This window comes from Halomonas sp. SS10-MC5 (assembly GCF_015992245.1).
Taxonomy (GTDB): domain Bacteria; phylum Pseudomonadota; class Gammaproteobacteria; order Pseudomonadales; family Halomonadaceae; genus Halomonas; species Halomonas sulfidoxydans.
In genome coordinates, this window is record NZ_CP065435.1 from 3272441 (window position 1) to 3294745 (window position 22305).

At 67.2% G+C, this 22305-nt stretch carries 21 protein-coding genes; 2 read left to right on the forward strand and 19 right to left on the reverse strand.

All coding sequences use genetic code 11. The annotated features are described in order from the left end of the window. Nucleotides 1–85: 85 nt before the first annotated feature. The 4 genes from I4484_RS15280 to yrfG form a co-directional block, all read right to left on the reverse strand. A complete protein-coding gene (locus tag I4484_RS15280) occupies nucleotides 86–1642 on the reverse strand; it encodes a phosphoenolpyruvate carboxykinase (RefSeq protein WP_197448093.1) in 1557 nt (518 codons plus the stop codon). Nucleotides 1643–1945: 303 nt separating this feature from the next. Continuing rightward, complete coding sequence (gene hslO, locus I4484_RS15285) at nucleotides 1946–2821, reverse strand: Hsp33 family molecular chaperone HslO (RefSeq protein WP_197448094.1); 876 nt, start codon at nucleotides 2819–2821, stop codon at nucleotides 1946–1948. Between the two features lie 49 nt (nucleotides 2822–2870). Beyond that, a complete protein-coding gene (gene hslR, locus I4484_RS15290; RefSeq protein ID WP_197448095.1) occupies nucleotides 2871–3257 on the reverse strand; it encodes a ribosome-associated heat shock protein Hsp15 in 387 nt (128 codons plus the stop codon). Further along, on the reverse strand, nucleotides 3250–4008 hold the full coding sequence (gene yrfG / locus I4484_RS15295) for a GMP/IMP nucleotidase (RefSeq protein ID WP_197448096.1): 759 nt from the start codon (nucleotides 4006–4008) through the stop codon (nucleotides 3250–3252). The genes hslR and yrfG overlap by 8 nt, the downstream gene beginning before the upstream one ends. A gap of 97 nt (nucleotides 4009–4105) precedes the next feature. On the opposite strand from yrfG, the gene nudE reads away from it, so the two are divergent. Continuing rightward, the gene (gene nudE / locus I4484_RS15300; RefSeq protein ID WP_197448097.1) at nucleotides 4106–4693 is read left to right on the forward strand and encodes an ADP compounds hydrolase NudE; all 588 of its coding nucleotides are present in this window, start codon (nucleotides 4106–4108) and stop codon (nucleotides 4691–4693) included. Nucleotides 4694–4722: 29 nt separating this feature from the next. Here nudE and I4484_RS15305 read toward each other — a convergent pair whose 3' ends face one another. From I4484_RS15305 to I4484_RS15325, 5 genes are all read right to left on the reverse strand, one after another. After that, nucleotides 4723–5820, reverse strand: coding sequence for an oxidoreductase (locus I4484_RS15305; protein WP_197448098.1), 1098 nt, complete (start codon nucleotides 5818–5820; stop codon nucleotides 4723–4725). Nucleotides 5821–5889: 69 nt separating this feature from the next. Continuing rightward, complete coding sequence (ilvD, locus tag I4484_RS15310) at nucleotides 5890–7734, reverse strand: dihydroxy-acid dehydratase (RefSeq protein WP_197448099.1); 1845 nt, start codon at nucleotides 7732–7734, stop codon at nucleotides 5890–5892. A 118-nt stretch (nucleotides 7735–7852) separates the two neighbouring features. After that, nucleotides 7853–8398 carry a hypothetical protein gene (locus I4484_RS15315; protein WP_197448100.1) on the reverse strand — a complete coding sequence of 182 codons (546 nt, stop codon included), beginning with the start codon at nucleotides 8396–8398 and terminating at the stop codon, nucleotides 7853–7855. A gap of 23 nt (nucleotides 8399–8421) precedes the next feature. Continuing rightward, nucleotides 8422–10230: a TRAP transporter fused permease subunit gene (locus I4484_RS15320; protein WP_234283732.1), complete on the reverse strand. Its 1809-nt coding sequence runs from the start codon at nucleotides 10228–10230 to the stop codon at nucleotides 8422–8424. Between the two features lie 52 nt (nucleotides 10231–10282). Then, nucleotides 10283–11260 carry a TAXI family TRAP transporter solute-binding subunit gene (locus tag I4484_RS15325; RefSeq protein ID WP_197448101.1) on the reverse strand — a complete coding sequence of 326 codons (978 nt, stop codon included), beginning with the start codon at nucleotides 11258–11260 and terminating at the stop codon, nucleotides 10283–10285. Between the two features lie 137 nt (nucleotides 11261–11397). Between I4484_RS15325 and I4484_RS15330 the strand changes: the two genes are divergently transcribed. Beyond that, the gene (locus I4484_RS15330; protein ID WP_197448102.1) at nucleotides 11398–12126 is read left to right on the forward strand and encodes an SDR family NAD(P)-dependent oxidoreductase; all 729 of its coding nucleotides are present in this window, start codon (nucleotides 11398–11400) and stop codon (nucleotides 12124–12126) included. 69 nt (nucleotides 12127–12195) lie between these two features. On the opposite strand, the gene lon is transcribed toward I4484_RS15330, so the two are convergent. The 10 genes from lon to I4484_RS15380 all read right to left on the reverse strand — a co-directional run bounded on the left by lon (nucleotide 12196) and on the right by I4484_RS15380 (nucleotide 22189). Next, nucleotides 12196–14631 (reverse strand): endopeptidase La, encoded by a 2436-nt coding sequence (gene lon / locus I4484_RS15335; protein WP_197448103.1) that lies wholly within the window; start codon nucleotides 14629–14631, stop codon nucleotides 12196–12198. A gap of 121 nt (nucleotides 14632–14752) precedes the next feature. Next, complete coding sequence (locus I4484_RS15340) at nucleotides 14753–15991, reverse strand: DUF945 family protein (RefSeq protein WP_197448104.1); 1239 nt, start codon at nucleotides 15989–15991, stop codon at nucleotides 14753–14755. 54 nt (nucleotides 15992–16045) lie between these two features. After that, nucleotides 16046–16519: a phosphatidylglycerophosphatase A gene (locus I4484_RS15345; RefSeq protein ID WP_197448105.1), complete on the reverse strand. Its 474-nt coding sequence runs from the start codon at nucleotides 16517–16519 to the stop codon at nucleotides 16046–16048. Then, on the reverse strand, nucleotides 16516–17469 hold the full coding sequence (gene thiL, locus I4484_RS15350; protein ID WP_197448106.1) for a thiamine-phosphate kinase: 954 nt from the start codon (nucleotides 17467–17469) through the stop codon (nucleotides 16516–16518). The genes I4484_RS15345 and thiL overlap by 4 nt, the downstream gene beginning before the upstream one ends. A gap of 11 nt (nucleotides 17470–17480) precedes the next feature. Further along, nucleotides 17481–17987, reverse strand: coding sequence for a transcription antitermination factor NusB (nusB, locus tag I4484_RS15355; RefSeq protein WP_197448107.1), 507 nt, complete (start codon nucleotides 17985–17987; stop codon nucleotides 17481–17483). Continuing rightward, nucleotides 17984–18481: a 6,7-dimethyl-8-ribityllumazine synthase gene (gene ribE / locus I4484_RS15360; RefSeq protein WP_197448108.1), complete on the reverse strand. Its 498-nt coding sequence runs from the start codon at nucleotides 18479–18481 to the stop codon at nucleotides 17984–17986. Before ribE ends, nusB begins: the two co-directional genes overlap by 4 nt. Nucleotides 18482–18587: 106 nt before the next feature. Continuing rightward, a complete protein-coding gene (gene ribBA, locus I4484_RS15365; RefSeq protein ID WP_197448109.1) occupies nucleotides 18588–19742 on the reverse strand; it encodes a bifunctional 3,4-dihydroxy-2-butanone-4-phosphate synthase/GTP cyclohydrolase II in 1155 nt (384 codons plus the stop codon). Between the two features lie 204 nt (nucleotides 19743–19946). Next, entirely contained in the window at nucleotides 19947–21083 is a 1137-nt protein-coding gene (ribD, locus tag I4484_RS15370; protein ID WP_197448110.1) for a bifunctional diaminohydroxyphosphoribosylaminopyrimidine deaminase/5-amino-6-(5-phosphoribosylamino)uracil reductase RibD, read from the reverse strand. A 14-nt stretch (nucleotides 21084–21097) separates the two neighbouring features. Next, nucleotides 21098–21580 (reverse strand): transcriptional regulator NrdR, encoded by a 483-nt coding sequence (gene nrdR / locus I4484_RS15375; RefSeq protein ID WP_197448111.1) that lies wholly within the window; start codon nucleotides 21578–21580, stop codon nucleotides 21098–21100. Between the two features lie 135 nt (nucleotides 21581–21715). Continuing rightward, entirely contained in the window at nucleotides 21716–22189 is a 474-nt protein-coding gene (locus I4484_RS15380) for a copper chaperone PCu(A)C (RefSeq protein ID WP_197448112.1), read from the reverse strand. Between the last annotated feature and the right edge of the window lie 116 nt (nucleotides 22190–22305).

Below are 22305 nucleotides of genomic sequence, written 5' to 3' on the forward strand. Positions count from 1 at the left end.
CCGACCTGCCAGGCCCATAACGCGAACGGGGAAGAGGCTTGCACCCCTTCCCCGTTCAGACCGCCGCGGCAACCGCGGGTTCACCTCAGGTCAGGCTGGGCCCGGCCTTGACGATGGTTTCGCTGACACCTTCGAACTTCTTGAAGTTGTCGACGAACTTGGCCGCCAGGTCGCTACGCTTGCGGTCGTAGGCGGCCTGGTCTTCCCAGGTCTCGCGCGGATCGAGCAGGCTGGAGTCGACGCCGGGCACCGCCACCGGCACGTCCAGGTTGAGCCCTTCGATGCGCTTGGTCTCGATATCGCGGAGCACGCCGGACTGGATGGCGCTGATGATGGCGCGAGTCGTGGGAATGGAGAAGCGCGAACCGCCCTCACCGTAGGAACCGCCGGTCCAGCCGGTATTGACCAGATAGACCTGGGCGCCCTTGGCTTCGACGCGCTTGATCAGCAGGTCGGCGTAAACGCGGGCCGGACGCGGGAAGAACGGTGCACCGAAGCAGGTGGAGAACGTCGCCGCGAGGCCTTCGGAAGAGCCCATCTCGGTGGAGCCCACCTTGGCGGTGTAGCCGGACAGGAAGTGGTAGGCGGCCGCTTCCTTGGACAGCACCGACACCGGCGGCAGCACGCCAGACATGTCGCAGGTCAGGAAGATGATCGCGTTGGGCTCGCCGGCGCGGTTCTCCGGCACCCGCTTGTCGATGTGCTCCAGCGGATAGGCGGCGCGCGAGTTCTGGGTCAGACTGTCGTCGGTGTAGTCAGGCTCGCGACGGTCGTCGAGCACCACGTTCTCTAGCACGGTGCCGAACTTGATGGCGTTCCAGATCACCGGCTCGTTCTTGGCCGAGAGGTCGATGCACTTGGCGTAGCAGCCGCCCTCGATGTTGAACACGGTGCCGGGGCCCCAGCCGTGCTCGTCGTCGCCGATCAAGTAGCGTGCCGGATCGGCGGAGAGCGTAGTCTTGCCGGTACCGGACAGGCCGAAGAACAGCGCCGTCTCGCCATCCTCACCGACGTTGGCCGAGCAGTGCATAGGCAGCACGTCGGAGGCCGGCAGCAGGAAGTTTTGCACCGAGAACATCGCCTTCTTCATCTCGCCGGCATAGCGCATGCCAGCGATCAGCACCTTCTTCTGAGCGAAGTTGATGATCACGGCGCCATCGGAGTTGGTGCCGTCGCGGTTCGGCTCGCATTCGAAGTGGGGCGCATTGAGGATGGTCCACTCCTCCTTGGCCGAGGGGTTGTAACCCTCGGGGCGCACGAACATGGTACGACCGAACAGGTTGTGCCAAGCCGTCTCGGTAGTGACCCGTACCGGCAGGTAGTGAGTCGGATCGCTGCCCACGTGGAGCTCGGAAACGAAACGCTCGCCGCTGTTCAGGTAGTCCTCGACACGTGCCCACAGGGCATCGAACCTGCCGGAATCGAAGGGGCGGTTGACGCTACCCCAGTCGATCTCAGCGGTGGTAGAGGGTTCGTCGACGATGAAGCGATCCGCGGGCGAGCGACCGGTACGCTCACCGGTGTTCACCACCAGAGCGCCATTGGCGGCCAGGTGGCCTTCTCCGCGTGCCACGGCACGCTCGATGAGCTCGGCGCTGCTGAGATTGACGTGTGCTTGAGGAGCGGCTTGGGATGTGGTCATGTCGTTTCCTGGGCCTTGCGGCCGGTTCTCTCTCGTGTGCCAGGCGTCCGTACGCCGTTGCATTGCGTTTCCGATCGTCCGTGTGCGGATACTTGCCGTCTTGTCATGCGGCGATCGGCCCTTAGGCGGGCGCCATTATGGCAAAAAGGGGGCCGTCAGGAAACGGGAACTTTGACCGAAGTTCATGTAGTTTTACTACTACATCGAGACATATCGCCGCAGGTTGGACGCATCATGCTTGTGCATCGCAGCATTGCGCCGCGCCGGGCGAGACGTGCATCGCCCCGCCCCGATCGACGACGTTCAGTGCAGAACCGGCGGCGGCCCGTCCTGGGTACGCAGCAGCGCCTCGATCTCGTTGTCCGAAAAACGGTAATGGGTATGACAGAAATGGCACTGGGTCTCGATCTCGCCCCGTTCGGCCAGCACGTCGCGCAGCTCATCGGCGCCCAACGTCAGCAGGGCATTGCCGATACGCTCCCGCGAGCAGGTGCAGCCGAAGCGTAACCGCTTGGGCTCGAAGACCCGTACCGTCTCCTCGTGATAGAGCCGGTGCAGCAGTTCTCGCTGCTCGAGCCCGAGCAGTTCCTCGGTGCGCAGCGTGCGGGCCAGCTGCACCGTGCGCTCCCAGGCATCCTCGTCCTGGTTCTGCGACTCGTCCGGCAAGCGCTGCAGCAGCAGCCCGCCGGCACGTTCATCGTCGGCACGCAGCCACAACTGGGTAGGCAGCTGTTCGGACTGCGAGAAGTAGGCTTCGAGGCAGCCGGCCAGGCTGTCATGGTCGAGCGCCACGATGCCCTGGTAGCGATTGCCCTCGCGCGGGTCCAGGGTGATCACGATATGGCCATCACCGACGAGTTCGCGAAAGCCCGCCTCGCCGGCCGGCAGTGTGGCATCCTCCGCCACTCGGGCGATGGCGCGCAGCTCGCCGCCGGGGTTGGACTCGGCCATCAGCAGCGACAATGCGCCCTGGCCGCGCACTTCGATGCTGAGGATACCGTCGAGCTTGACCGTATCGGTGAGCAGCGCCACCGCCGCCAGCAGCTCGCCCAACAGGCGATTGACGGCCGGCGGATAGCCATGGCGATCGAGCACCTCGCCATAGGCACGTTCGAGGGTGACGATCTCGCCACGTACATTGGTGCGTTCGAACAGGAAACGCTGGATCTGGTCGGTCATGATCGATTCCGAAAGAGGTCGTTCTTAATGGGTCGGCAGGCGGGGATACTCACTCGTCCTGCTGGCGCTGGAAGCGCTGGATCTCGCGACGCTGCTTCTTGTCGGGGCGCTTGAGCGGGTGCTGCATGGCCTGATTGGTCAGCCGTCGGCCTTCCGCCTCGCGCGCGCGACGTTCGACGCTCTCGGCGGTCTCGCGATAGAGTTCGCGGGCCTCGGGCGCACCACGGCGCTGGTCGGAAAGCGCCACGACCTCCACCTCCCACACGTCCCAGCCCTGGGGCACGCGAACCAGCGCCCCCACCTCGACGTTCTTGCTGGTCTTGGCGCGGCCGCCGTTGTAGTGCACCTTGCCGCCTTCGATGGCCTTCTTGGCCAAGGCCCGGGTCTTGAAGAAGCGGGCCGCCCATAGCCATTTGTCGAGTCGTACGCTATCCAATCTTGCCTCCCTCCTCGCCGGGCACTGCCCGGTCGCTGCGTATCATTTCGCCACGTACCTTGTCGTCACGTAACTTGTCGCCAGGTACTTCGGAGGGTAGCTCCTCGGGCAGGATCGTGGCGAAGCGGTCGAGGGCGATGAACTCTTCCAGTTCCTTCTCGGGACGCGTGCTGTCGGGCTGCTTGATGCCCAGGAGGTGGCGTATGCCGAACTCCCGCGCACTCTCCAGCACCTCGGGGTTGTCGTCGATGAAGAGTGTCCGCGACGGATCGAAGGGCTCGACTTCCTGCAGCGCGAACCAGAACTCCTGGGCTTCCTTGGGCACGCCGAGGTCGGCCGAGGAGACGATGGCATCCAGATAGGCCTCGAGGCCGGTGAGCGGCAGCTTGAGCTCGAGGCTTTCACGGTCGGCGTTGGTCGCCAGAATTACCCTGGGATGAGCCCTCTGCAACCATTTGAGAAAGTCGAGTGCATCGCTGCGCAGGCCGATCAGATGCTGGATCTCGCGCTTGAGGGCGACGATATCCACCCCCAGCTCGCGGCTCCAGTAGGCCAGGCTGTACCAGTTCAGCGTACCCCGCTCACGCAGGATGCGCGCGCGGATCTGCTCCTGGGTAGCCTCGTCGAGGCGGTGCAGCTCCACGTAGCGCCGTGGCAGGTGTTCCAGCCAGAAGTGACTGTCGAAGTGCAGGTCGAGCAGTGTGCCGTCCATGTCGAGCAGAACGGTATCGATGGCGCGCCAGTCGATCATGTCGACTCCCGGTGGGTCTGTGCAGGGGAAGGCGTGGTATTGTACCCAATGCGGAGAGACGACGCATTCCCGGCAGCCCGCATGACACGGAGCCTTCATGTCCGAGAGACGCCCCCTGCAAAAACCCCAGGTGCTATCGCGCCAATCCGTGGCCAGAAGCCGCCTGTTCCACATCGAGGCGCTGGAGCTGCGTTTCGCCAATGGCGCCGAGCGCACCTTCGAGCGCCTCACCGGCAGCGACCAGGGCGCGGTGATGATCATCGCCATGCCCGATCCCGATCACGTGCTGCTGATCCGCGAGTACGCCGCAGGTTTCGAGGATTACGTGCTGACCCTGCCCAAGGGGCTGGTGGATCCCGGCGAGGATATCGTCACCGCGGCCAATCGCGAACTGATGGAGGAGTGCGGCTTCGGCGCCCGACGCATCGAGCCGCTGGTGGAGCTGTCGCTGGCCCCCAACTACATGCGCCACCGCATGCAGGTACTACTCGCCACCGACCTCTACCCCAAACGCCTGCCCGGCGACGAACCGGAGCCGCTGGTGGTCGAGAAGCACGCCCTCGAGGAACTGCCCGCCCTGCTGATGCGCGACGACTTCCACGAGGCGCGGGCCATCGCGGCGCTGTTCATCGCCCGCGACACTCTGCGCGAGCGCCGCGGCGACGAGGCACCGCTGAGCTGGTGAGCCGCCGACGACGTGCCGCGGTGGTGGCATCAAGCGCCGCGGCGATGCAGCAGCTTGCGCAGGGTGCCATTGTTCTCCTTGAGGCGGATCCAGCGATCCTGGCGATAGCTGTCCAGCCCCGCTTCCAGCAGCGTCATCACCTCGATGGCTTCCTCCACCGTCACGGGCGGTGGCGTGCCTTCCGCCAGGGACTCGACGATACCGGCATAGTACGCCAGGTAATCGCCCGGCAGCCCCGCATGCTCGCGAGAGGTCAGCGCAACGGTTTCGCCCTCCCCCTCGTCGACCGACAGCTTCCCGGGTCGCGGATCGATGCCCCAGTCACGCGTCGGCGCGCGCCCCTCGCGCAGCCAGTTCTCCTGGGGGTCGCGGCCATACTTGACGAAGCTGCCCCGGGTACCGTGCAGGGCCTGCTGCGGCGTCGGCTCGGCCACCAGCGAGCTGGCGCGCAGGGTGACGCGCAGATCCTCGTAGTCCAGCAGCGCATGGAAGTCGTCATCCACCTGGGCATCGTCGCGCGCGGCCATCAGGTCGAGCAGGATCGCCCGCGGCATGCCGAACAGCGTGCGGGCCTGATCGAGCAGGTGCGACCCCAGGTCGTACCAGATACCGCTACCCGGCTTCTGCTGCTCCCGCCAGCGATCGGCCACCTTCGGGCGGAAGCGGTCGAAGCGTAGCTCGAGCGCCACCGGGCGGCCCACGGCCCCCGCCTCGATCAGCGCCTGCAAGGTGCGAAAATCGCTGTCCCAGCGTCGATTGTGAAAGACGCTGACCCGGCACTCGGCCTTGTCGGCTTCGGCCTTGAGCAGCCGCGCCTCCGACAGCGATACGGTGAATGGCTTGTCGATCACCAGATGCTTGCCGGCAGCCATCGCCGCCTTGGCCAGCGGGAAGTGGGTCTCGTTGGGGCTGGCGATGACCACCAGGTCGATGTCCGAGCGGGCGAACAGCGCCGCCGCCTTGGGCAGCACCTCGACCTCGGGCAGCGCTTCATGCACACGTTCGGGCGAGCTGCTGACCACGGCCAGCAATTCCAACCCAGGCGTGGCCTGGATCAACGGGGCGTGGAAGATACGGCCGGCGATGCCGAAGCCGATCAAGCCGACGCCGAAGGTCTGCTTGCGCATGTCGTCGTTCCTTACTGCTGCATGAAAAAGCCCGCAACGGCGAACCGGGCCAGCCCGGTTCGCCGCATTTCAGTCGAGCTTGGAGAGGTCGCGCACCGCCCCCTTGTCGGCAGAGGTGGCCAGCAGCGCATAGGCCTTGAGCGCCGCCGATACCTTGCGCACGCGCTGAATGCTCGGTTTCCAGGCATCGGCGCCGCGCGCCTCCTCGGCTTCGCGCCGCGCCGCCAGCTCGGCGTCGGAGAGCTTGACGTCGATCGTGCGGTTGGGAATGTCGATACGGATCACGTCGCCGCTGCGCACCAGGCCGATGGCGCCGCCCGCCGCCGCCTCGGGCGAGACGTGGCCGATGGAGAGGCCGGAGGTCCCGCCTGAGAAGCGCCCGTCGGTGAGCAACGCACAAGCCTTGCCCAGCCCCTTGGACTTGAGATAGGAGGTCGGGTAGAGCATCTCCTGCATGCCGGGTCCGCCCTTCGGCCCCTCATAGCGGATGACGACGACCTCGCCCTCCTTCACCTGGCCGGCCAGGATGTGCTCCACCGCCTGGTCCTGGGACTCGACCACATGGGCCGGCCCTTCGAACACCAGGATCGAGTCGTCGACGCCGGCGGTCTTCACCACGCAGCCGTCCACGGCGATGTTGCCGCGCAGCACCGCGAGCCCGCCCTCCTTCGAGAAGGCGTGCTCGAGATCGCGGATGCAGCCGGTGGCGCGGTCGCCGTCGAGACTCGGCCAACGAGCGCTCTGGGAGAACGCCACCTGGGTCGGCACGCCGCCGGGGCCGGCCTTGTAGAACTCCACCACCTCGGGACTCGGGTTGCGCATGATGTCCCACTCGTCCAGGGCGTCCTTGAGGGTGTCGCCGTAGACGGTGGGCACGCGGGTATCGAGCACGCCGGCCCGGTCGAGCTCGCCGAGGATCGCCATGATGCCGCCGGCGCGGTGGACGTCCTCGATGTGATACTTCTGGGTGTTGGGCGCCACCTTGCACAGCTGCGGCACTTCCCGCGAGAGGCGGTCGATGTCGGCCATGGTGAAGTCGAGCTCGGCCTCCTGGGCAGCGGCCAGCAGGTGCAGGATGGTGTTGGTGGAACCGCCCATGGCGATGTCCAGCGTCATGGCGTTCTTGAACGCGGCCTGCGAACCGATGGCGCGCGGCAGCAGGTGGGCCTCATTGCCCTCGTAGTATCGCTTGGCCAGCTCGACGATGCGATGCCCGGCGGTCTCGAACAGCCGGCGACGATCGGCATGGGTGGCCACCACGGTACCGTTGCCCGGTAGCGCCAGGCCCAGCGCCTCGGTCAGGCAGTTCATCGAGTTGGCGGTGAACATGCCCGAGCAGCTGCCGCAGGTGGGGCAGGCGCTACGCTCGACCTCGGCCAGGGTGGCGTCGTCCACCGAGTCGTCGGCGGCCATGACCATGGCGTCGACCAGGTCGAGCCCATGGTCGAGCAGCTTGGTCTTGCCGGCCTCCATGGGGCCGCCGGAGACGAAGATCACCGGGATGTTGAGGCGCATGGCGGCCATCAGCATGCCCGGGGTGATCTTGTCGCAGTTGGAGATGCACACCAGGGCGTCGGCGCAATGGGCGTTGACCATGTACTCGACGCTGTCGGCGATGATGTCACGGCTCGGCAGCGAGTAGAGCATGCCGTCATGGCCCATGGCGATGCCGTCGTCCACGGCGATGGTGTTGAACTCCTTGGCCACCCCGCCGGCCTTCTCGATCTCCCTCGCCACCAGTTGGCCCATGTCCTTGAGGTGCACGTGACCGGGCACGAACTGGGTGAAGGAGTTGGCCACGGCGATGATCGGCTTGTGGAAGTCCTCGTCCTTCATGCCGGTGGCGCGCCAGAGGGCGCGGGCGCCGGCCATGTTGCGGCCGGCCGTGGTGGTGCGGGAGCGATATTCGGGCATGGTGTCCTCTTGATGCGCAGTTGGCGCTATGCGGTTCTCTCGCCGTCTCTGCCACCCACGGCGGCGACGGTCTCGGTCTGAAAATCAGTTCGATTCTGTCATGCACGAGCCGGGGCGGCTAGACCAATAGCGGGCTGTCGTCGGGTAACGGCTCGGTGCCATACAGCACCCAGACGTCCAGCGCCGGGCCCAGGTCCTCGACCAGGCGCAGCGTGTCCGGGTGTGCCTCCAGGGTCTGACGGGCGCAGATGCCCGCTTCGAAGCGGCCTTCCAGCAGCCCCTCGGCCACCGCCACCGTGGTGGGCGCATCGATCTCCTCCTCGAAGCCCGAGAGGTCGGTGTAGTAGCGCGTGGCCGGCTGGCGCGCCACCCGACGCGGCGCGGCGATCTCGCGTCGCGCCAGCAGTGCCAGCGGATGGCTACCGGCGACGAAGGCATCCACTGGAAAGGCGCGGTGCATGTAGCGCCCCACGCAGTCGGCGTGGCTGAAGTGCGCCGTGCACTGCAGGACCCGATCCACCTCGCCCGCCACCAGCGCCGCGAACGCCGCCGGGAAGCCCTCGAACAGCCTCACCTGCGCAGCGGCAAGCCCGCGGGTGTCGAGATAGCGGCGCAGCACCAGCACATGGTTGCTTCCTTCGGGGCCCAGCGTGGCAATGATCATCCCGTTTCTCCCAAGGGCTCATCTCAAAAGGCGAAGATCACCAGCGCGCCGGCCACCACGAGTACCACCCGCAGCCACGCTGCGCGCCGTGCGATCACCCCGTAGGAGATGGCGGCGAGGCCCAGCGCGATCTTGAGCGCATCGAAAACGGCCCAGAGAGGATCGAAGGCCAGGCGGATCACATCGGGATTGGCGACCATGGCCAGCGGAATGATGTAGAGCCCGATACCCAATGCCATGGCTTTCATCGCCACCTTGAGCCAGTTCTCCCCGACCATGCCGGCGGCGATGAACACCCCGCCGCATACCGGCGGCGTGATGGTCGAGAGCAGCGCGAACCAGAACACGAACAGGTGCGCCAATAAGGGCTCGAGCCCCAGCGCGGTGAGCGCCGGCCCCGCCACCGAGACGCAGATCACGTAGGCGGCCGTGGTCGGCACCTCCATGCCCAGCACCAGGCAGGCGAGCGCGGTGAGCAGCAGCGCCGGCCACAGCATCTCGTTCGACAGCGAGAGGATGCCGGAGGTGATCTTGACCCCGAGCCCCGTCAGCGAGAGCACGCCGATCACCAGCGAGGCACAGATGATGATGGCGCCGATCACCGCTACCTGGCGGCCGGCGGTGACCACCGCCTCGGCCATGCGCGAGGCGAAACCGCGCAGGGAGAAGGTGAGGTTCACGTCGAAGAACAGCAGCAGCATGCCGGCGAAGATGGCAATGCTGGCGGCGTACTGAGGGGTGTAGCCGCCGAGAAAGATGCGTTCGAGCAGCAGTACGAAGGGCACGGCGAAGAACAGCGAGGTGATCGCCACCTCCCTGCCGCCGGGCCGATCTCCCGCCGCCATGGGGCGCAGGTCGTGGCGGGTGGCGTAGGCGTTGATGCCCATCCACACGGTGGCGAAGTAGAGGATCGCCGGCAGCAGCGCCGCGGCCATGATCTGGGTGTAGGGCGTGCCGGTGAGTTCGACCATGACGAACGCCCCCGCCCCCATCAGCGGCGGCATGATCTGCCCGCCGGAGGAAGCCACCGCCTCGACGCCCCCGGCCAGGGCGCGCGGATAGCCCAGGCGCACCATGGAGGGAATGGTGATGGCCCCGGTGGAGGCCACGTTGGCCGAGGCCGAGCCGGAGATCGAGCCCATGAGCGCCGAGGAGATTACCGCCACCTTGGCTGCGCCACCGGTCAGGCGGCCGGCGACGGCGCTGGCCATGTTCATGAAGCCGCGACCCGCTTCGCCGGCGTTGAGCACCGCGCCGAAAATGACGAAAACCGCTACCACGCCGACGCTGACCCCCGTCAACTTGCCCCACAGGCCTCCCTCGGCGATGGTCAGGGTGCCGACGAAACTCTGTATCGGCAGCCCTGGGTGGCCGAACTGGCCGGGCACCATGTCGCCCAACAGGCCATAGAGAAGTGCCGCCAGCGTCACCAGCGGCAGCGGCCAGCCGATCGCCCGACGGGCCGTTTCCAGCGCCAGTACGATCAAGAATGCCCCGACGAGCATCTGGAAATGGGTATCGATGAAACCGTACTGGCTCGCCAACGCCTCCTCGTTGAAGGCGATGTAACCGCAGGCGGCAATACCCAGCAGGGTCAGCAGCCAACCGCTGCCGCGTTCATAAGGGGTTCGCGCCGCATGAATCAGGATCCAGGGCAGTGCCAGCGCCATGTGGATCGGCCGGCTGACCAAGGCAGGGGCCAGACCGTAAAAAATCAAACCGAGATGGAAGATGACAGTGACCGCGCCCAGGATCACCCAGGCGGGATGCGTGCGCGGCAAACCGTCGCCGACGACCGAGCCGGCCGCCGGGGAAGATAACGTCAGTGGCATAAGGAAGCCTTGAAAAAGGCCAGCGGCGAAGCTCGCCGGCTGGCCGGCAGGGTTAACGCAAGTCGTCAGGAATCTCGATGTCGGCTTCATCGTAATAGCGCACGGCCCCCGGGTGCAGGGTGCCGGCAATGTTGCCGATCATGTCAGGGGTGATACCACCCCACCAGGGCGACTCCTCGGCCATGGCATCGCGGCGCTCCCAGAACGTCTTGGTCAGGGTATAAGCGGTTTCTTCGTCCATGTTGGTCGTGGTATAGGCGATCACCGGCAGCGAGGTGGTCTCGACCGCTTCATCGATGCCGTTATAGGTGCCAGCCGGGATGGTCTGACGCGCCGCGCCGGTCTGTTCGATCTGCTCGTCGGTCAGGCTGACCAGGCTGACCGGCATGCTGGCGGCGGTCTCGATTACGTTGGGGGTGGGGAAAGAGCTTGCCGTGACGAAGGCATCGATCTGTCCATTCTTCAACGCATCCGGGCCGCTGCCGATCTCGGCATCCGCCACTTCCACCTTGTCCTGCAGGTCGAAAAGTTCGAGATAGCGTTCGGCCTCGCGAGCGCCGAAGGTGCCGCGACCGATGAGGATTTCCTTGCCCTCGAGATCCTCGAGGGCGATCACGCCCGCGTCGCCCGCCACCACGAAGTGCATGGTGATGGAGGGAATCGGGAACAGGCCGCGAATCTCCTCGAAGCGCGGGCTCTGCCGTTCGGCGAAGGGGCCTTCGCCAGCCATGGCCTGTTCGACCAGCCCCGGCGGCGTGGTGAAGACATAGTTGCCCTGGCGCGCCATCACCTCCATGACGTTCTGCACCGAGCCCTGGCTCTCTTCCAGGGTCAGCACGACCTCACCGTCGGTGCCCTGGCGAATGGCCTCGGAAAGTTCGACGCCCATCTGATAATAGGCGGTACCCGCCGAGGCGGACTTGTAGGTCACACGGGTCTCGGCCTGGGCGGACAGTGCGGTGGCGCCCACCAGCACGGCGGTGGCCGATGCCAGCAGGGTGCGGGTGAAGGCGTGCTTGGGATGCGGCATGTGATTCTTCCTCGAGTGTCCAGCAGTCGTTGACGATGCACTTGTTGTAGTGTTTCAGGATGACGCATTTATTAGGAAACATCCTGCAAAAGACTATAATGCCGATTTTTTGGCGCAAGGGAAATTTAGGATTAGCCATGCGTACCACGGCCGTAATCGGCGGCGCCGGAGGAATCGGCAGCGCCATCGTCGAACAGCTGCTCGCGGCGGGCGATTTCGTTCATGTCCTGGACCGCGAGGAGCGACGCGCGACGGCGGCGCCCCTGGTCGACGCCTGGCCGCAGCGATGCGCCTTCGTCGGCTGTGACCTGGGCCGCCCCGAGGATATCTCCGCCGCCTTCGCCGGGATCGAGGCGCGGGGCGCCGGGCTCGACGTGTTCGTCAGCGCCGCCGGCGTGATCCAGCGCGGGCCTTTCGTCGAGGTGCCGGCCGACGCGCTCGACGCAATGCTGACGGTCAACGTCCGCGGCGCCTACCAGGCACTGCAGGCCGCCGCCCGATTGATGATGGCCGGTGGCGGCGGGCGTATCGTCATCGTCGCCTCGGCCCATGGCCTGCGTACCACCAGCGAGCGTTCGGCCTATGCCATGTGCAAGGGCGCCATGCTGGCGCTCACTCGCGCCCTGGCGGTGGAACTGGGCCCCCACGGCATCCTGGTCAACGCCGTAGCCCCGGGGCCGGTCAGCGTGGGCATGCAGGATGCCGAGTCCGAATCGCGGCGGCGCTGGCAGGCAGCGACGCCGCTCGGCCGGGTGGCCGAAGCCGGCGAGGTGGCCAGGGCCGTGGCCTTCCTCGCCTGCGCCGAGAACACCTTCGTCAGCGGAGAGACGCTGGTGGTGGATGGCGGCGCCAACGTCTCGATGTAGGGAAACGCTGCACAATTTGCACAGCGCTTCCATGGCACTTCCATAGCGCCGTTCTCGACGTCACTGGGGTCAAATACCAAACGCCACCTTGGCCACGTCGCGGTAACGCTTGGCGAAGCGCACCGTCATACCTTCCTTGAGGAAGTCAGGCAATTCTTCGTAGTCGCGGCGGTTGGCCTCGGGCAGGATCACCTCGAAGATCCTGCTGCGCCGGGCGGCGATGATCTTCTCGCGAATCCCGCCCACCGGCAGGACCTGGCCGGTCAGGGTCAGCTCGCCGGTCATCGCCAGCGGCCGGTCGATGCCTTGGTGGCGCGCCAGGGACAGCAGCGCCGTGGCCATGGTCACCCCCGCCGAGGGACCGTCCTTGGGCGTGGCGCCTTCGGGCACGTGCAGGTGCACGAAGGCGGAGTCGAAGAAGTCGGTATCGACCCCGTACTCGGCGAGGTGACCCAGGGTGTAGCTGTAGGCGATGTTGGCCGACTCCTGCATCACCTCGCCGAGCTTGCCGGTCAGCTTGAAGCCGCGGGTCAGCGAGTGCACCTTGCCGGCCTCGATCGGCAGCGTGGCGCCGCCCATGGAGGTCCAGGCCAGGCCGGTGACCACGCCTTCGCCCTTGAGCACCTGTTCCTGGCGGAACAGCGGCGCCCCGAGGTACTCCTCGAGGTTCTTGACCGAGATGCGTACCGAGGCCTGCTCGCCTTCGAGCAGCTTGACCGCGGCCTTGCGCACGATGCTGTGCAGCTGCTTCTCGAGCTGTCGCACGCCGGCCTCACGGGCGTAACCCTCGATCACTTGGCGCAGCGCCGCGTCGGTGAGGTTGATGCGCTTCTTCGGGATCCTGTCGCGCTCGAGCAGCTTGGGCCACAGGTGGTGCTTGGCGATGGCCATCTTCTCCTCGGCGATGTAGCCCGACAGACGGATCTGCTCCATGCGGTCGAGCAGCGGACCGGGGATGGTGTCGAGCGCGTTGGCGGTGCATACGAACAGCACCTTGGAGAGATCCAGGCGCACGTCGAGGTAGTGATCGAGGAAGTCGACGTTCTGCTCGGGGTCGAGCACCTCGAGCAGGGCCGAGGCCGGGTCGCCCTGGAACGACTTGCCCAGCTTGTCGATCTCGTCGAGCATGATCACCGGGTTTTCGACCTCGACCTCCTTGAGCGCCTGGACCAGCTTGCCCGGCATGGCGCCGATGTAGGTGCGGCGGTGCCCCTTGATCTCGGCCTCGTCGCGCATGCCACCCACCGAGAAGCGGTAGAACTCCCGCCCCAGCGCTTCGGCGATGGAACGCCCGACCGACGTCTTGCCCACCCCGGGCGGGCCGACCAGCAGCAGGATCGAGCCGCCCACATCGCCCTTGAAGGTGCCCTCGGCGAGAAATTCGATGATGCGCTCCTTGACGTCCTTGAGGCCGTCATGGTCGCGGTCGAGCACCGCCCGGGCGTGCGCCAGGTCGAGCTGGTCCTGGCTGCGCACGCCCCACGGCATCGACGTGAGCCAGTCCAGGTAATTGCGCGTGGTGCCGTACTCCGGCGAGCCGGTCTCCAGCACCGAGAGCTTGTCGAGCTCCTCCTCGATGCGGGTCAGCACCTTGGGGGGCACCGTCAGCTCCTCCAGTCGGTCGCGGAAGGTATCGACGTCGTTCTCGCGGTCATCCTTGGAGATGCCCAGCTCGCGCTGGATCACCTTGAGCTGCTCGCGCAGGAAGAACTCGCGCTGACGCTCCTGCATCTGGGCATTGACCTGCTCGCTGATCTCGGTCTGCAGCTGGGCAACGTCGATCTCCTTGCGCAGCAGCGGCAGCACCTTCTCCATGCGCGCCTGCACCGGCAGCGTCTCGAGCACGGCCTGCAGCTCGCGCCCCTTGGCCGAGGTGATGGCGGCGGCGAAGTCGGTCAGCGGCCCCGGCTCGTGGGGGCTGAAGCGGTTGAGGTAGTGCTTGAGCTCTTCGCCGTAGAGCGGGTTGATCGGCAACAGCTCCTTGATGCCATTGATGATCGCCATGGCGTAGGCGCGGGTCTCGTCCTCGTCGGCCTTGACCGGCTCGCGCGGATAGCTGACCTCGACCAGGAAAGGGGGCTCCTTCGACAGCCAGCGCTGGATGCGGAAGCGGCGCAGGCCCTGGGCGATGAACTGCAGCTGCCCCTCCTCGCCGTGCATCTTGTGCACCTTGACCGCGGTGCCGATCTCGGGGAAATGCTCATGACCGAGCTCGTCCACCGCCCGGTCGCCGACGAAGGCCACCCCCAACGTCTGGTGGGGAGTATTGCCGACCCGGCGCATGGTCTCCTCCCAGCGCTCGCGGTTGATCACCAGCGGCTGGACCTGGGCGGGAAAGAAGGGGCGGTTGTGGATCGGCAGCAGGTAGATGCGCTCGGGCAGGTAGTCACTGGCCGGAATCACGGCGTTGGCGACTTCGTCCACCTCGCCATCGGAACCCAGCGCCTCGTCGGAGCCCGCCCGCGCCTGCCGCCAGTTGTGTTCGTCCTGATCATGCTCGCTCATGAAGACCTCGTCCTGAAGCTAGGAAAGCCGGTACACACTGAGCTGAGCAATGCGGGCGACGGCGGCCAACTTCAAGTCGGGCGTATCATTTGCCTGCGAAAGAAAAGGACGCCGCGCCTCTTCAGCGCCACAGGGGCGGCAGCGGGCGGCCGTTGACGCGCACCTGGCCCCGCCCGACGTCGACCTCGAGCGTGCGGGTATCCAGTGGCAAGCCGAGCCAGAGGGCAACCACGGTAGGCAGCTCGTACCAGGTGAAGTCGCCGTCGAGGCGCCGCCGCCAGCGCTCCTTGGCTTCGGGTTGGTCGAGGTCGGTCAGGCTCAGTGCCTCCAGCCGGCGGCCGTCGAAGAACAGCGCGCCATCGACGCGCGCCGCCAGCCCCAGCATCGGGCTGTCCAGCTCGAGGCGCTTGAGGTCGAGACGCGGCGAGTCCTGCAGGATCGCCAGCAGGTAGGGTTCGAGCTCGGCCAGCAGCGCCTCGCGGTCGCCAGCGTGGCGACCGCTGGCGGCCAGCTCACGCAGCCGCGACATGGTGCTGCGGATCGCATCGGCATTGAGCCGCGACAGCTCGGCTTCTACCTGCCCGGTCAACAGGACCTGCTCGGCGGTGTGGATCTCGCCCAGGTCGAGGTCGAGCTGCATGCGCAGCTCCTGGTCGTCCAGCGAGACCCGATTTGCCAGGCGCACGGCGGTGGCATCGAGCTTGAGCTGGGGCTGGTGCCAGGAGAGCGATTCGACCAGCAGGCGGTCCTCCTGGGTGAAGGCGTGCGCTCCCTCGGTATAGGCATACTGGCTGTTGAGCGTGGCGGGACCGATTTCCAGCCGCACGGCACCGTCGCTGAGCGTCCACGCCTCCAGCTGGGCGCGCAGCCGCCAGTCGCCCTGTTCGCCGCTGAAGCGCAGGCGCCCCCCTTCGAAGGTCAGCTCGCGCTGCTGCTGGGTGATACGCAGAGGGGACAGCTGAATCCCGCCCTCGAGGGCACCGTTCAGGGTGTGGTAGCTGGCCTCCCACTGGGGCGGAGAAGAGGCCAGCGAATCGCCGAACAGATTGTCACCGTCGGGGCCATGGCGGAGCATCGCCTCGCCGTCGAGCTGCGTGCTGAGCACGCCATGGCGGGCATGATAGGTCAGCTCCAGCTGCCACGTCTGGCCGAACAGCGGCGCCAGGAGAATGCGCCCGGTCGAGGACCACCAGCCCTGCTCCACGTCCACGCGCTTGATGTCGATCTCCCCGCGCGCCTCCAGGTCGGTGAGCGTACGGGCCATTTCTCGCTCGAACAGCCAGCTCGAGACCGCCTGCCCCGCCAGCCAGGCCAGCACCACCACGACCAGCAGCGGGACGATGAGCCGTTCCTTGCGCATAGCGTTCGCCTCCCTGTCGGTTTCCTTGCGCCAGCCCGTTCAACAATAGGTAACTTAGTGCAACCAGAGCCACAGGTGCATCGTGCTCCAGGCGTAGATGGCAGCCAGGACGTCATCGATCATGATGCCGAACCCGCCCGCCACGCGCCGATCGGCCCAGCGAATCGGCCATGGCTTGAACACGTCGAAGATGCGGAACAGCACGAAGCCCCACAGCGCCGCTTCCCAGGAGAACGGGACGGCGGCCATGGCGATCCAGTAGCCGACGAACTCGTCCCATACGATGCCGGAGTGATCGTGGACCCCGAGGTCGCGCGAGGTCTTGTCGCATAGCCACACGCCGGCCAGGAAGGAGACCGTCACCAGCGAGAGATACCAGGTCAGCGGCAGCTCCGAGAGCAGCCAGTAGAAGGGGATCGCCGCCAGGGTACCGAAGGTGCCCGGCGCCCAGGGCACGCCGCCGCTGCCCAGGCCGAAGGCGAAGAAGTGGACGGGGCGCCGCCAGACGCTCGGCGGGCAGCGGTTCATGACCCGCCCCCGCGGAAGTGCTGCCAGCCATGGCTACCCTCGAGGGCGACGCCCGAGATACCGGCCTCGCCACGAACCGTACCGATCGCGGTCAGCGCCAGCCCCTGCGCCGCCAGGCGACGCCTGGCCTCCTCCAGGGCGCTGCGGGGCAGGCTGACCAGAAGTTCGTAGTCGTCGCCGCCGCACAGCGCGGCGCGACTGGCCGCCGCCTCGCCCAGCGCCTCGACCAGGCCATCCGCCAGCGGCAGCGCCTCGGGCTCGAGCCCGGCGCCCACGCCCGACGCCGCGAGGAGGTGTTCGAGATCGGCCAGCAGGCCGTCGGAGATGTCGATGGCGGCACGGGCCAGGCCGCGCAGCGCCTGGCCGGCTGCGAGCCGCGGGGTCGGCTTGAGGTAGCGGGCCAGCAGCGGGTGGCCGAGGTCACGCTCGCCGCGCTGCCACAGCGCCAACCCACCGGCCCCACCGCCGAGCGCACCGGTCACGGCCAGCACGTCGCCGGCTCGGGCTCCGCCGCGGGACAGCGCTTCCCCGTTCGGCACCTCGCCCATCACCGTGACCCCGACGGCGAGTTCGCCGCGGGTCACGTCGCCCCCCACCAGCGCGACATGGCTGGCCTGGCAGAGCGAATGAAAACCGCGGGCGAACTCCGCCAGCCACGCCTCGTCGTCATTCTCGAGCGCCAGCGCCATGAGGCACCAGCGCGGCTCGGCCCCCATCGCGGCGAGATCGCTCAGGCTCACCGCCAGGGCACGGTAGCCGATTGCCTCGGCCGGTGCGTCGGCGGGAAAGTGCACGCCGGCCACCGAAGTATCGACGCTGACCGCCAGCTGCCTTCCCGGCCGCGGGGCGAGCAGCGCACAGTCGTCACCCACGCCCAGCGGCACGCCGGCCTCCGGGCCGGGTGCAGCGGGCGTGAAATGGCGGGCGATCAGTTCGAATTCGCTGGCCACCGGTGGCACCTTCAGCCGCGACGCGCCCTGACCTCGGCGCTACGCAACCGGGCGGCCAGCTTGTCGAGAATGCCGTTGACGTACTTGTGCCCGTCGGTGGCGCCGAAGGACTTGGCGAGCTCGACGCCTTCGTTGATCACGACCCGGTAGGGGACGTCCAGCCGGCGGCTGAGCTCGTAGGCGCCCAGGCGCAGGATGGCCAGTTCGATGGGGTCGAGGTCTTCCAGGCGGCGGTCGAGCAGAGGCGCGATGGCGGCATCCAGGTCGTCACGGAAACGTACCACGTTGTGCAGCAGCTCGTGGAACAGGGCCAGGTCGGCGATCTGCATCACCTTGGCCCAGTTCTCGTGATCCTCCAGGTCGTCATCGGGCAGCTGGCTGCGGAACTCGGCCTCCACGGCGGTCGCCGACTTGCCGGTCATGTGCCACTGGTAGAGGCCTTGTACCGCCAGTTCGCGGGCCGCGCGCCGTGCCTGCTGGCCTGCCGACGGGGTGCGCTGCGGACGCGATTCACTCATGAAGCTTCTCCGCTCTGGTTGTCACCGAAACCACGCAGCAACGACACCATCTCCATGGCGGCCATGGCGGCCTCGGCGCCCTTGTTGCCGGCCTTGGTGCCGGAGCGCTCGATGGCCTGCTCGATCGAGTTGACCGTCAGCACGCCGTTGGCGATGGGCGTCTCGAACTCGAGCTGGAGGTTGCCCAGCGCCGCGTTGCAGCCACCGGCCACGTACTCGAAGTGCGGCGTGCCGCCACGGATCACCGCGCCGAGGGCGATCACCGCGTCGGGACGCGCCACCTGCAGGGCGCGCTTCACTGCCAACGGCAGCTCCCAGGCCCCCGGCACGTGAACGATATCGATGTTCTCGGCCTCCACGCCGTGGCGCACCAGGCTATCCACGGCGCCTTCGACCAGGCTATCGACCACGTGATGGTTGAAACGCCCCACCACGATCACGTAACGACCGTCGACGTCGACGAAGTTGCCTTCCAGTTGAGACAGGGTATGCATCGCTGATTCCTGAAAATGATCCTGCTGAAAAACGATAGGTTCCGGCTGAAGTCGCGCGGGCCGGCAACTGGTGCCGGCCCCCCTTGTACATGGAAAGAGCGTCGGCTCAGCCTTCGGCGACCGCCCCCTCATCCCCCGGTGCGATCAGCTCGACCACCTCGAGGTCGAAACCGGACAGCGCCGAGAACTTCCATGGCGAGCTGAGCAGTCGCATGCGCCCCACGCCGAGGTGTCGCAGTATCTGCGAACCGGTGCCGATGGTCAGGTAGTTGCCGGCACCGTCGGAGTCGCTGGTGCGAGGCAGGCGGCGGCGCTCCAGGAATACCTCCAACTGGTCGCGAAAGTCCTGGTGCGGGCGGCCATCGTCGAGCAGCACGAACACGCCGTGCTCGACCCGGGCGATCTCTTCCAGCGCGCTGTGGGTCGTCCAGTTGCGGCTCTCGCTCTTCTGCAGCCCCAGCAGGTCGCGCATGGTGTCGGCCAGATGCACCCGTACCGTGGTCAGAACATCGGGGCTCGGCTCCCCCTTCACCAGCGCCACATGGTGGGCATTCTGGATCCGATCGTGGAAGATGTGCAGGGTCAGCTTGCCGACGGCCGTATCGACCAGCGTGGACTCCACCGGCTCGACCGTCTGCTCGTTGTGGATGCGGTAGTGGATCAGGTCGGCGATGGTGCCCATCTTGATGCCGTGCTCGGCGGCGAAGCGCTCGAGCTCCGGGCGCCGCGCCATGCTGCCGTCGTCGTTCATGATCTCGCAGATCACGCCGCTGGGATCGAAGCCGGCCAGGGCGGCCAGGTCACAGGCCGCCTCGGTATGCCCGGCACGGCGCAGCACGCCGCCCGGCTCCGCCATCAGCGGGAAGATGTGGCCGGGCTGAACGATGTCCTCGGCACGGGCATTGCGCGCCGCGGCCACCTGCACCGTACGTGCGCGGTCGGCGGCCGAGATCCCGGTCGTCACGCCTTCGGCGGCCTCGATGGAGAGGGTGAACTTGGTGCCGAAGCCGGAACCGTTGTCGCTGACCATCAGCGGCAGCTTGAGGCGCTCGCAGCGCTCGCGGGTCATCGGCATGCAGATCAGGCCGCGCGCATGGCGCGCCATGAAGTTGATATGCTCGGCCTCGACCTTCTCCGCGGCCATGATGATATCGCCTTCGTTCTCGCGATCCTCATCATCCATGAGGATCACCATCTTGCCCTGCCGAATGTCCTCGATCAGGTCTTCGATGGGAGCCAGGCCCCCGGGGGAAGATTGCACGCTGGAATCTCCGAATGTCGATCGACTTCCTGGGCGATAGGGCAGCGCAACAGCACGTTGCCGACCATATCGCACCACTTGAATGGGCGTCAGAGTACATTGGCGCGGCTTCGGGCGCCAGTAGCGAGTACATTGGCGCGGCTTCGGGCGCCAGTAGCGAGTACATTGGCGCGGCTTCGGGCGCCAGTAGCGAGTACCCTCCCCTCAGTCCTGCCGGTGCTCCGGTCGCGCCGTGATCCGCCAGTCGCGTCCCACGGCGCGGATGTCGAGGATCTCCAGCGGCCGCTGCTGGGCCATGCGTGTCAGGCCCGGCAGGGCGAACAGCGGCCGCGCCTCGCCGCCGAGCAGCGTCGGTGCCACGAACAGCTGCATCTCGTCGACCAGGCCGGCATCGAGCATCGCCCCGGCCAGCGTGGCGCCGGTCTCCAGCAGCAGCTCATTGACCAGCTCCTGTTCGGCCAGGTAGTGCATCAGCACGGCGAGGTCGACGCGGCCATCCTTGCCGGCGCGCAACACCACCACCTCAGCGCCGGCCGCCTCCAGACGGGCGCGGCGCTGCGGCTCGTGCCCGGGCACGGTCGCCACCAGCGTGCGCCCCGGCTCGCGCAGGCAGGCCGCCGCCTGCGGCAGGCGCAGTTGCGTATCGACCACCACCCGCAGCGGCTGGCGTGCGGCGATGGCATCGGCGTCGTCGAGGCCCAGCTGCGAAGCCCGTACCGTCAGGCGAGAGTTGTCGAAGATGATCGAATCGACGCCGGTCATGATCGCACTGGCGGCGGCTCTCAACCGCTGTACCTCGCCCCGTGCCTGGGGGCCGGTGATCCACTGCGATTCACCCGACTGCATGGCGGTGCGGCCGTCCAGGCTCATGGCCATCTTCAAGCGCACGAACGGTCGCCGGCGAGTCATGCGCGAGACGAAGCCGACGTTCAGCTTGCGCGCCTCCTCCTCGAGGAGCCCCACCTCGACTTCGATCCCTGCCTCACGCAGCATGGCGATACCGCGCCCGGCCACTTCGGGGTTGGGGTCCTGCATGGCGACGACGACCCGTTCGACGCCGGCCTCGATCAGCGCCACCGCGCAGGGTCCGGTACGCCCATGGTGCGAACAGGGTTCCAGCGTGACGTAGGCGGTGGCACGGTGGGCCGCCTCACCGGCCATGCGCAGCGCATGGACTTCGGCATGTGGCTCGCCGGCGCGCAGGTGCCAGCCCTCGCCGACCAGGCGCCGGTGACTGACCAGCACGCAGCCGACGCGCGGGTTGGGGTGCGTGGTATAGAGGCCGCGGCGGGCGAGCTGAAGCGCACGTGCCATCCAGGCGGCATCGGTCGGCTTGGCCATCTCTCTCCTCGGCGTTAGTCGTCGGCGGTGCCGGGCGGAAAGCCGGGTTCCTGGGCGAGACGGTCGATCTCGGCGCGGAATTCATCGATGTCCTGAAAACGCCGGTAGACCGAGGCGAAGCGAATGTAGGCCACCTGGTCCAGGCGCTTGAGAGCCTGCATGACGACATCGCCGATGTCGCGCGCCTGGATCTCGCGCTCGCCGCTGGCCCGCAGGCGGTGGCGAATCTGCTCGACGGCGGCCTCGATGGCCTCGGCGCTGACCGGACGCTTCTCCAGCGCACGCAGCATGCCGGCGCGCAGCTTGTGTTCGTCGAAGGTTTCCCGGGAACCGTCGGATTTCACTACCCTGGGCATCACCAGCTCGGCGGTCTCGTAGGTGGTGAAACGCTCGCCGCAATCGGTGCATTGGCGACGACGGCGCACCTGATCGCCCTCGGCCACCAGGCGGGAGTCGGTCACACGGGTGTCATGGGCGCCACAGAAGGGGCAATGCATGGTATCGGTCCGAACGTGGAGCGGGGCGACCGCGAGGCCGCGCAGGGTCACAAGGGTGAACTCGTTGGGCGATAGTGTACCCGTTCACCCGCTGGCCGCCCAGCATCGCCGGCCCCGGACCTCGACGGGGCAGCCTCAGTGCGCATGCCCCTGCGTGTGGCCGGCCTGCGCGGCGTCCGCGACGATACGTCGGACCGGGGCCTCGATCCGCTGGGTTTCGCCCGTCTCGAAGCGGAGCTCGATCTCGACGGGCTCGCCCTCCGCCAGCGGCGCGACCAGTCCGATCAACATCATGTGCAGCCCGCCAGGCGCCAGCTCCGTACTGCCACCGGCCGGCACCACGATCTGCGGCACCCGACGCATCTGCATCACCCCGTCCACGTCCCGATGGTCGTGCAGCTCCGCCGCCTCCGCCACCGGCGTTTCCGCGGCTACCAGCACCACGTCATGCTGCCCCGGGTTGCGCAGCGTCATGAAGGCGGCGGAGGTCTGCGAGCCGGGCGGCACGGCGCGTACCTGCGCATCCTCCACCACCAGCGGGTCGGCCAGCGCCGTCAGCGATACCAGCGACAGACCGGCGGCGACCAGCAGAGCACGAGGCAGCATCATAACGGGACTCCTTTGTTGTATCGTTGGCATGCGCCAGGAAAATGCAGCGCACAGCATACTATGACGCCCACGGTCAGTGCCCGGATGCGTCAACCCGACACGCCAGGCGGTCTCGC

Bases quoted from the DNA above. Each gene is read 5' to 3' on its own strand.
- I4484_RS15330 (WP_197448102.1), top strand. From the start codon at position 11,398: ATGCGTACCACGGCCGTAATCGGCGGCGCCGGAGGAATCGGCAGCGCC.
- I4484_RS15305 (WP_197448098.1), bottom strand. From the start codon at position 5,820: ATGCGCAAGCAGACCTTCGGCGTCGGCTTGATCGGCTTCGGCATCGCC.
- nusB (WP_197448107.1), bottom strand. From the start codon at position 17,987: ATGAGTGAATCGCGTCCGCAGCGCACCCCGTCGGCAGGCCAGCAGGCA.
- nudE (WP_197448097.1), top strand. From the start codon at position 4,106: ATGTCCGAGAGACGCCCCCTGCAAAAACCCCAGGTGCTATCGCGCCAA.
- I4484_RS15280 (WP_197448093.1), bottom strand. From the start codon at position 1,642: ATGACCACATCCCAAGCCGCTCCTCAAGCACACGTCAATCTCAGCAGC.
- I4484_RS15320 (WP_234283732.1), bottom strand. From the start codon at position 10,230: ATGCCACTGACGTTATCTTCCCCGGCGGCCGGCTCGGTCGTCGGCGAC.
- I4484_RS15340 (WP_197448104.1), bottom strand. From the start codon at position 15,991: ATGCGCAAGGAACGGCTCATCGTCCCGCTGCTGGTCGTGGTGGTGCTG.
- nrdR (WP_197448111.1), bottom strand. From the start codon at position 21,580: ATGCATTGCCCCTTCTGTGGCGCCCATGACACCCGTGTGACCGACTCC.
- I4484_RS15345 (WP_197448105.1), bottom strand. From the start codon at position 16,519: ATGAACCGCTGCCCGCCGAGCGTCTGGCGGCGCCCCGTCCACTTCTTC.
- I4484_RS15315 (WP_197448100.1), bottom strand. From the start codon at position 8,398: ATGATCATTGCCACGCTGGGCCCCGAAGGAAGCAACCATGTGCTGGTG.
- ribD (WP_197448110.1), bottom strand. From the start codon at position 21,083: ATGGCCAAGCCGACCGATGCCGCCTGGATGGCACGTGCGCTTCAGCTC.
- ilvD (WP_197448099.1), bottom strand. From the start codon at position 7,734: ATGCCCGAATATCGCTCCCGCACCACCACGGCCGGCCGCAACATGGCC.
- ribE (WP_197448108.1), bottom strand. From the start codon at position 18,481: ATGCATACCCTGTCTCAACTGGAAGGCAACTTCGTCGACGTCGACGGT.
- hslO (WP_197448094.1), bottom strand. From the start codon at position 2,821: ATGACCGACCAGATCCAGCGTTTCCTGTTCGAACGCACCAATGTACGT.
- lon (WP_197448103.1), bottom strand. From the start codon at position 14,631: ATGAGCGAGCATGATCAGGACGAACACAACTGGCGGCAGGCGCGGGCG.
- I4484_RS15380 (WP_197448112.1), bottom strand. From the start codon at position 22,189: ATGATGCTGCCTCGTGCTCTGCTGGTCGCCGCCGGTCTGTCGCTGGTA.
- I4484_RS15325 (WP_197448101.1), bottom strand. From the start codon at position 11,260: ATGCCGCATCCCAAGCACGCCTTCACCCGCACCCTGCTGGCATCGGCC.
- yrfG (WP_197448096.1), bottom strand. From the start codon at position 4,008: ATGATCGACTGGCGCGCCATCGATACCGTTCTGCTCGACATGGACGGC.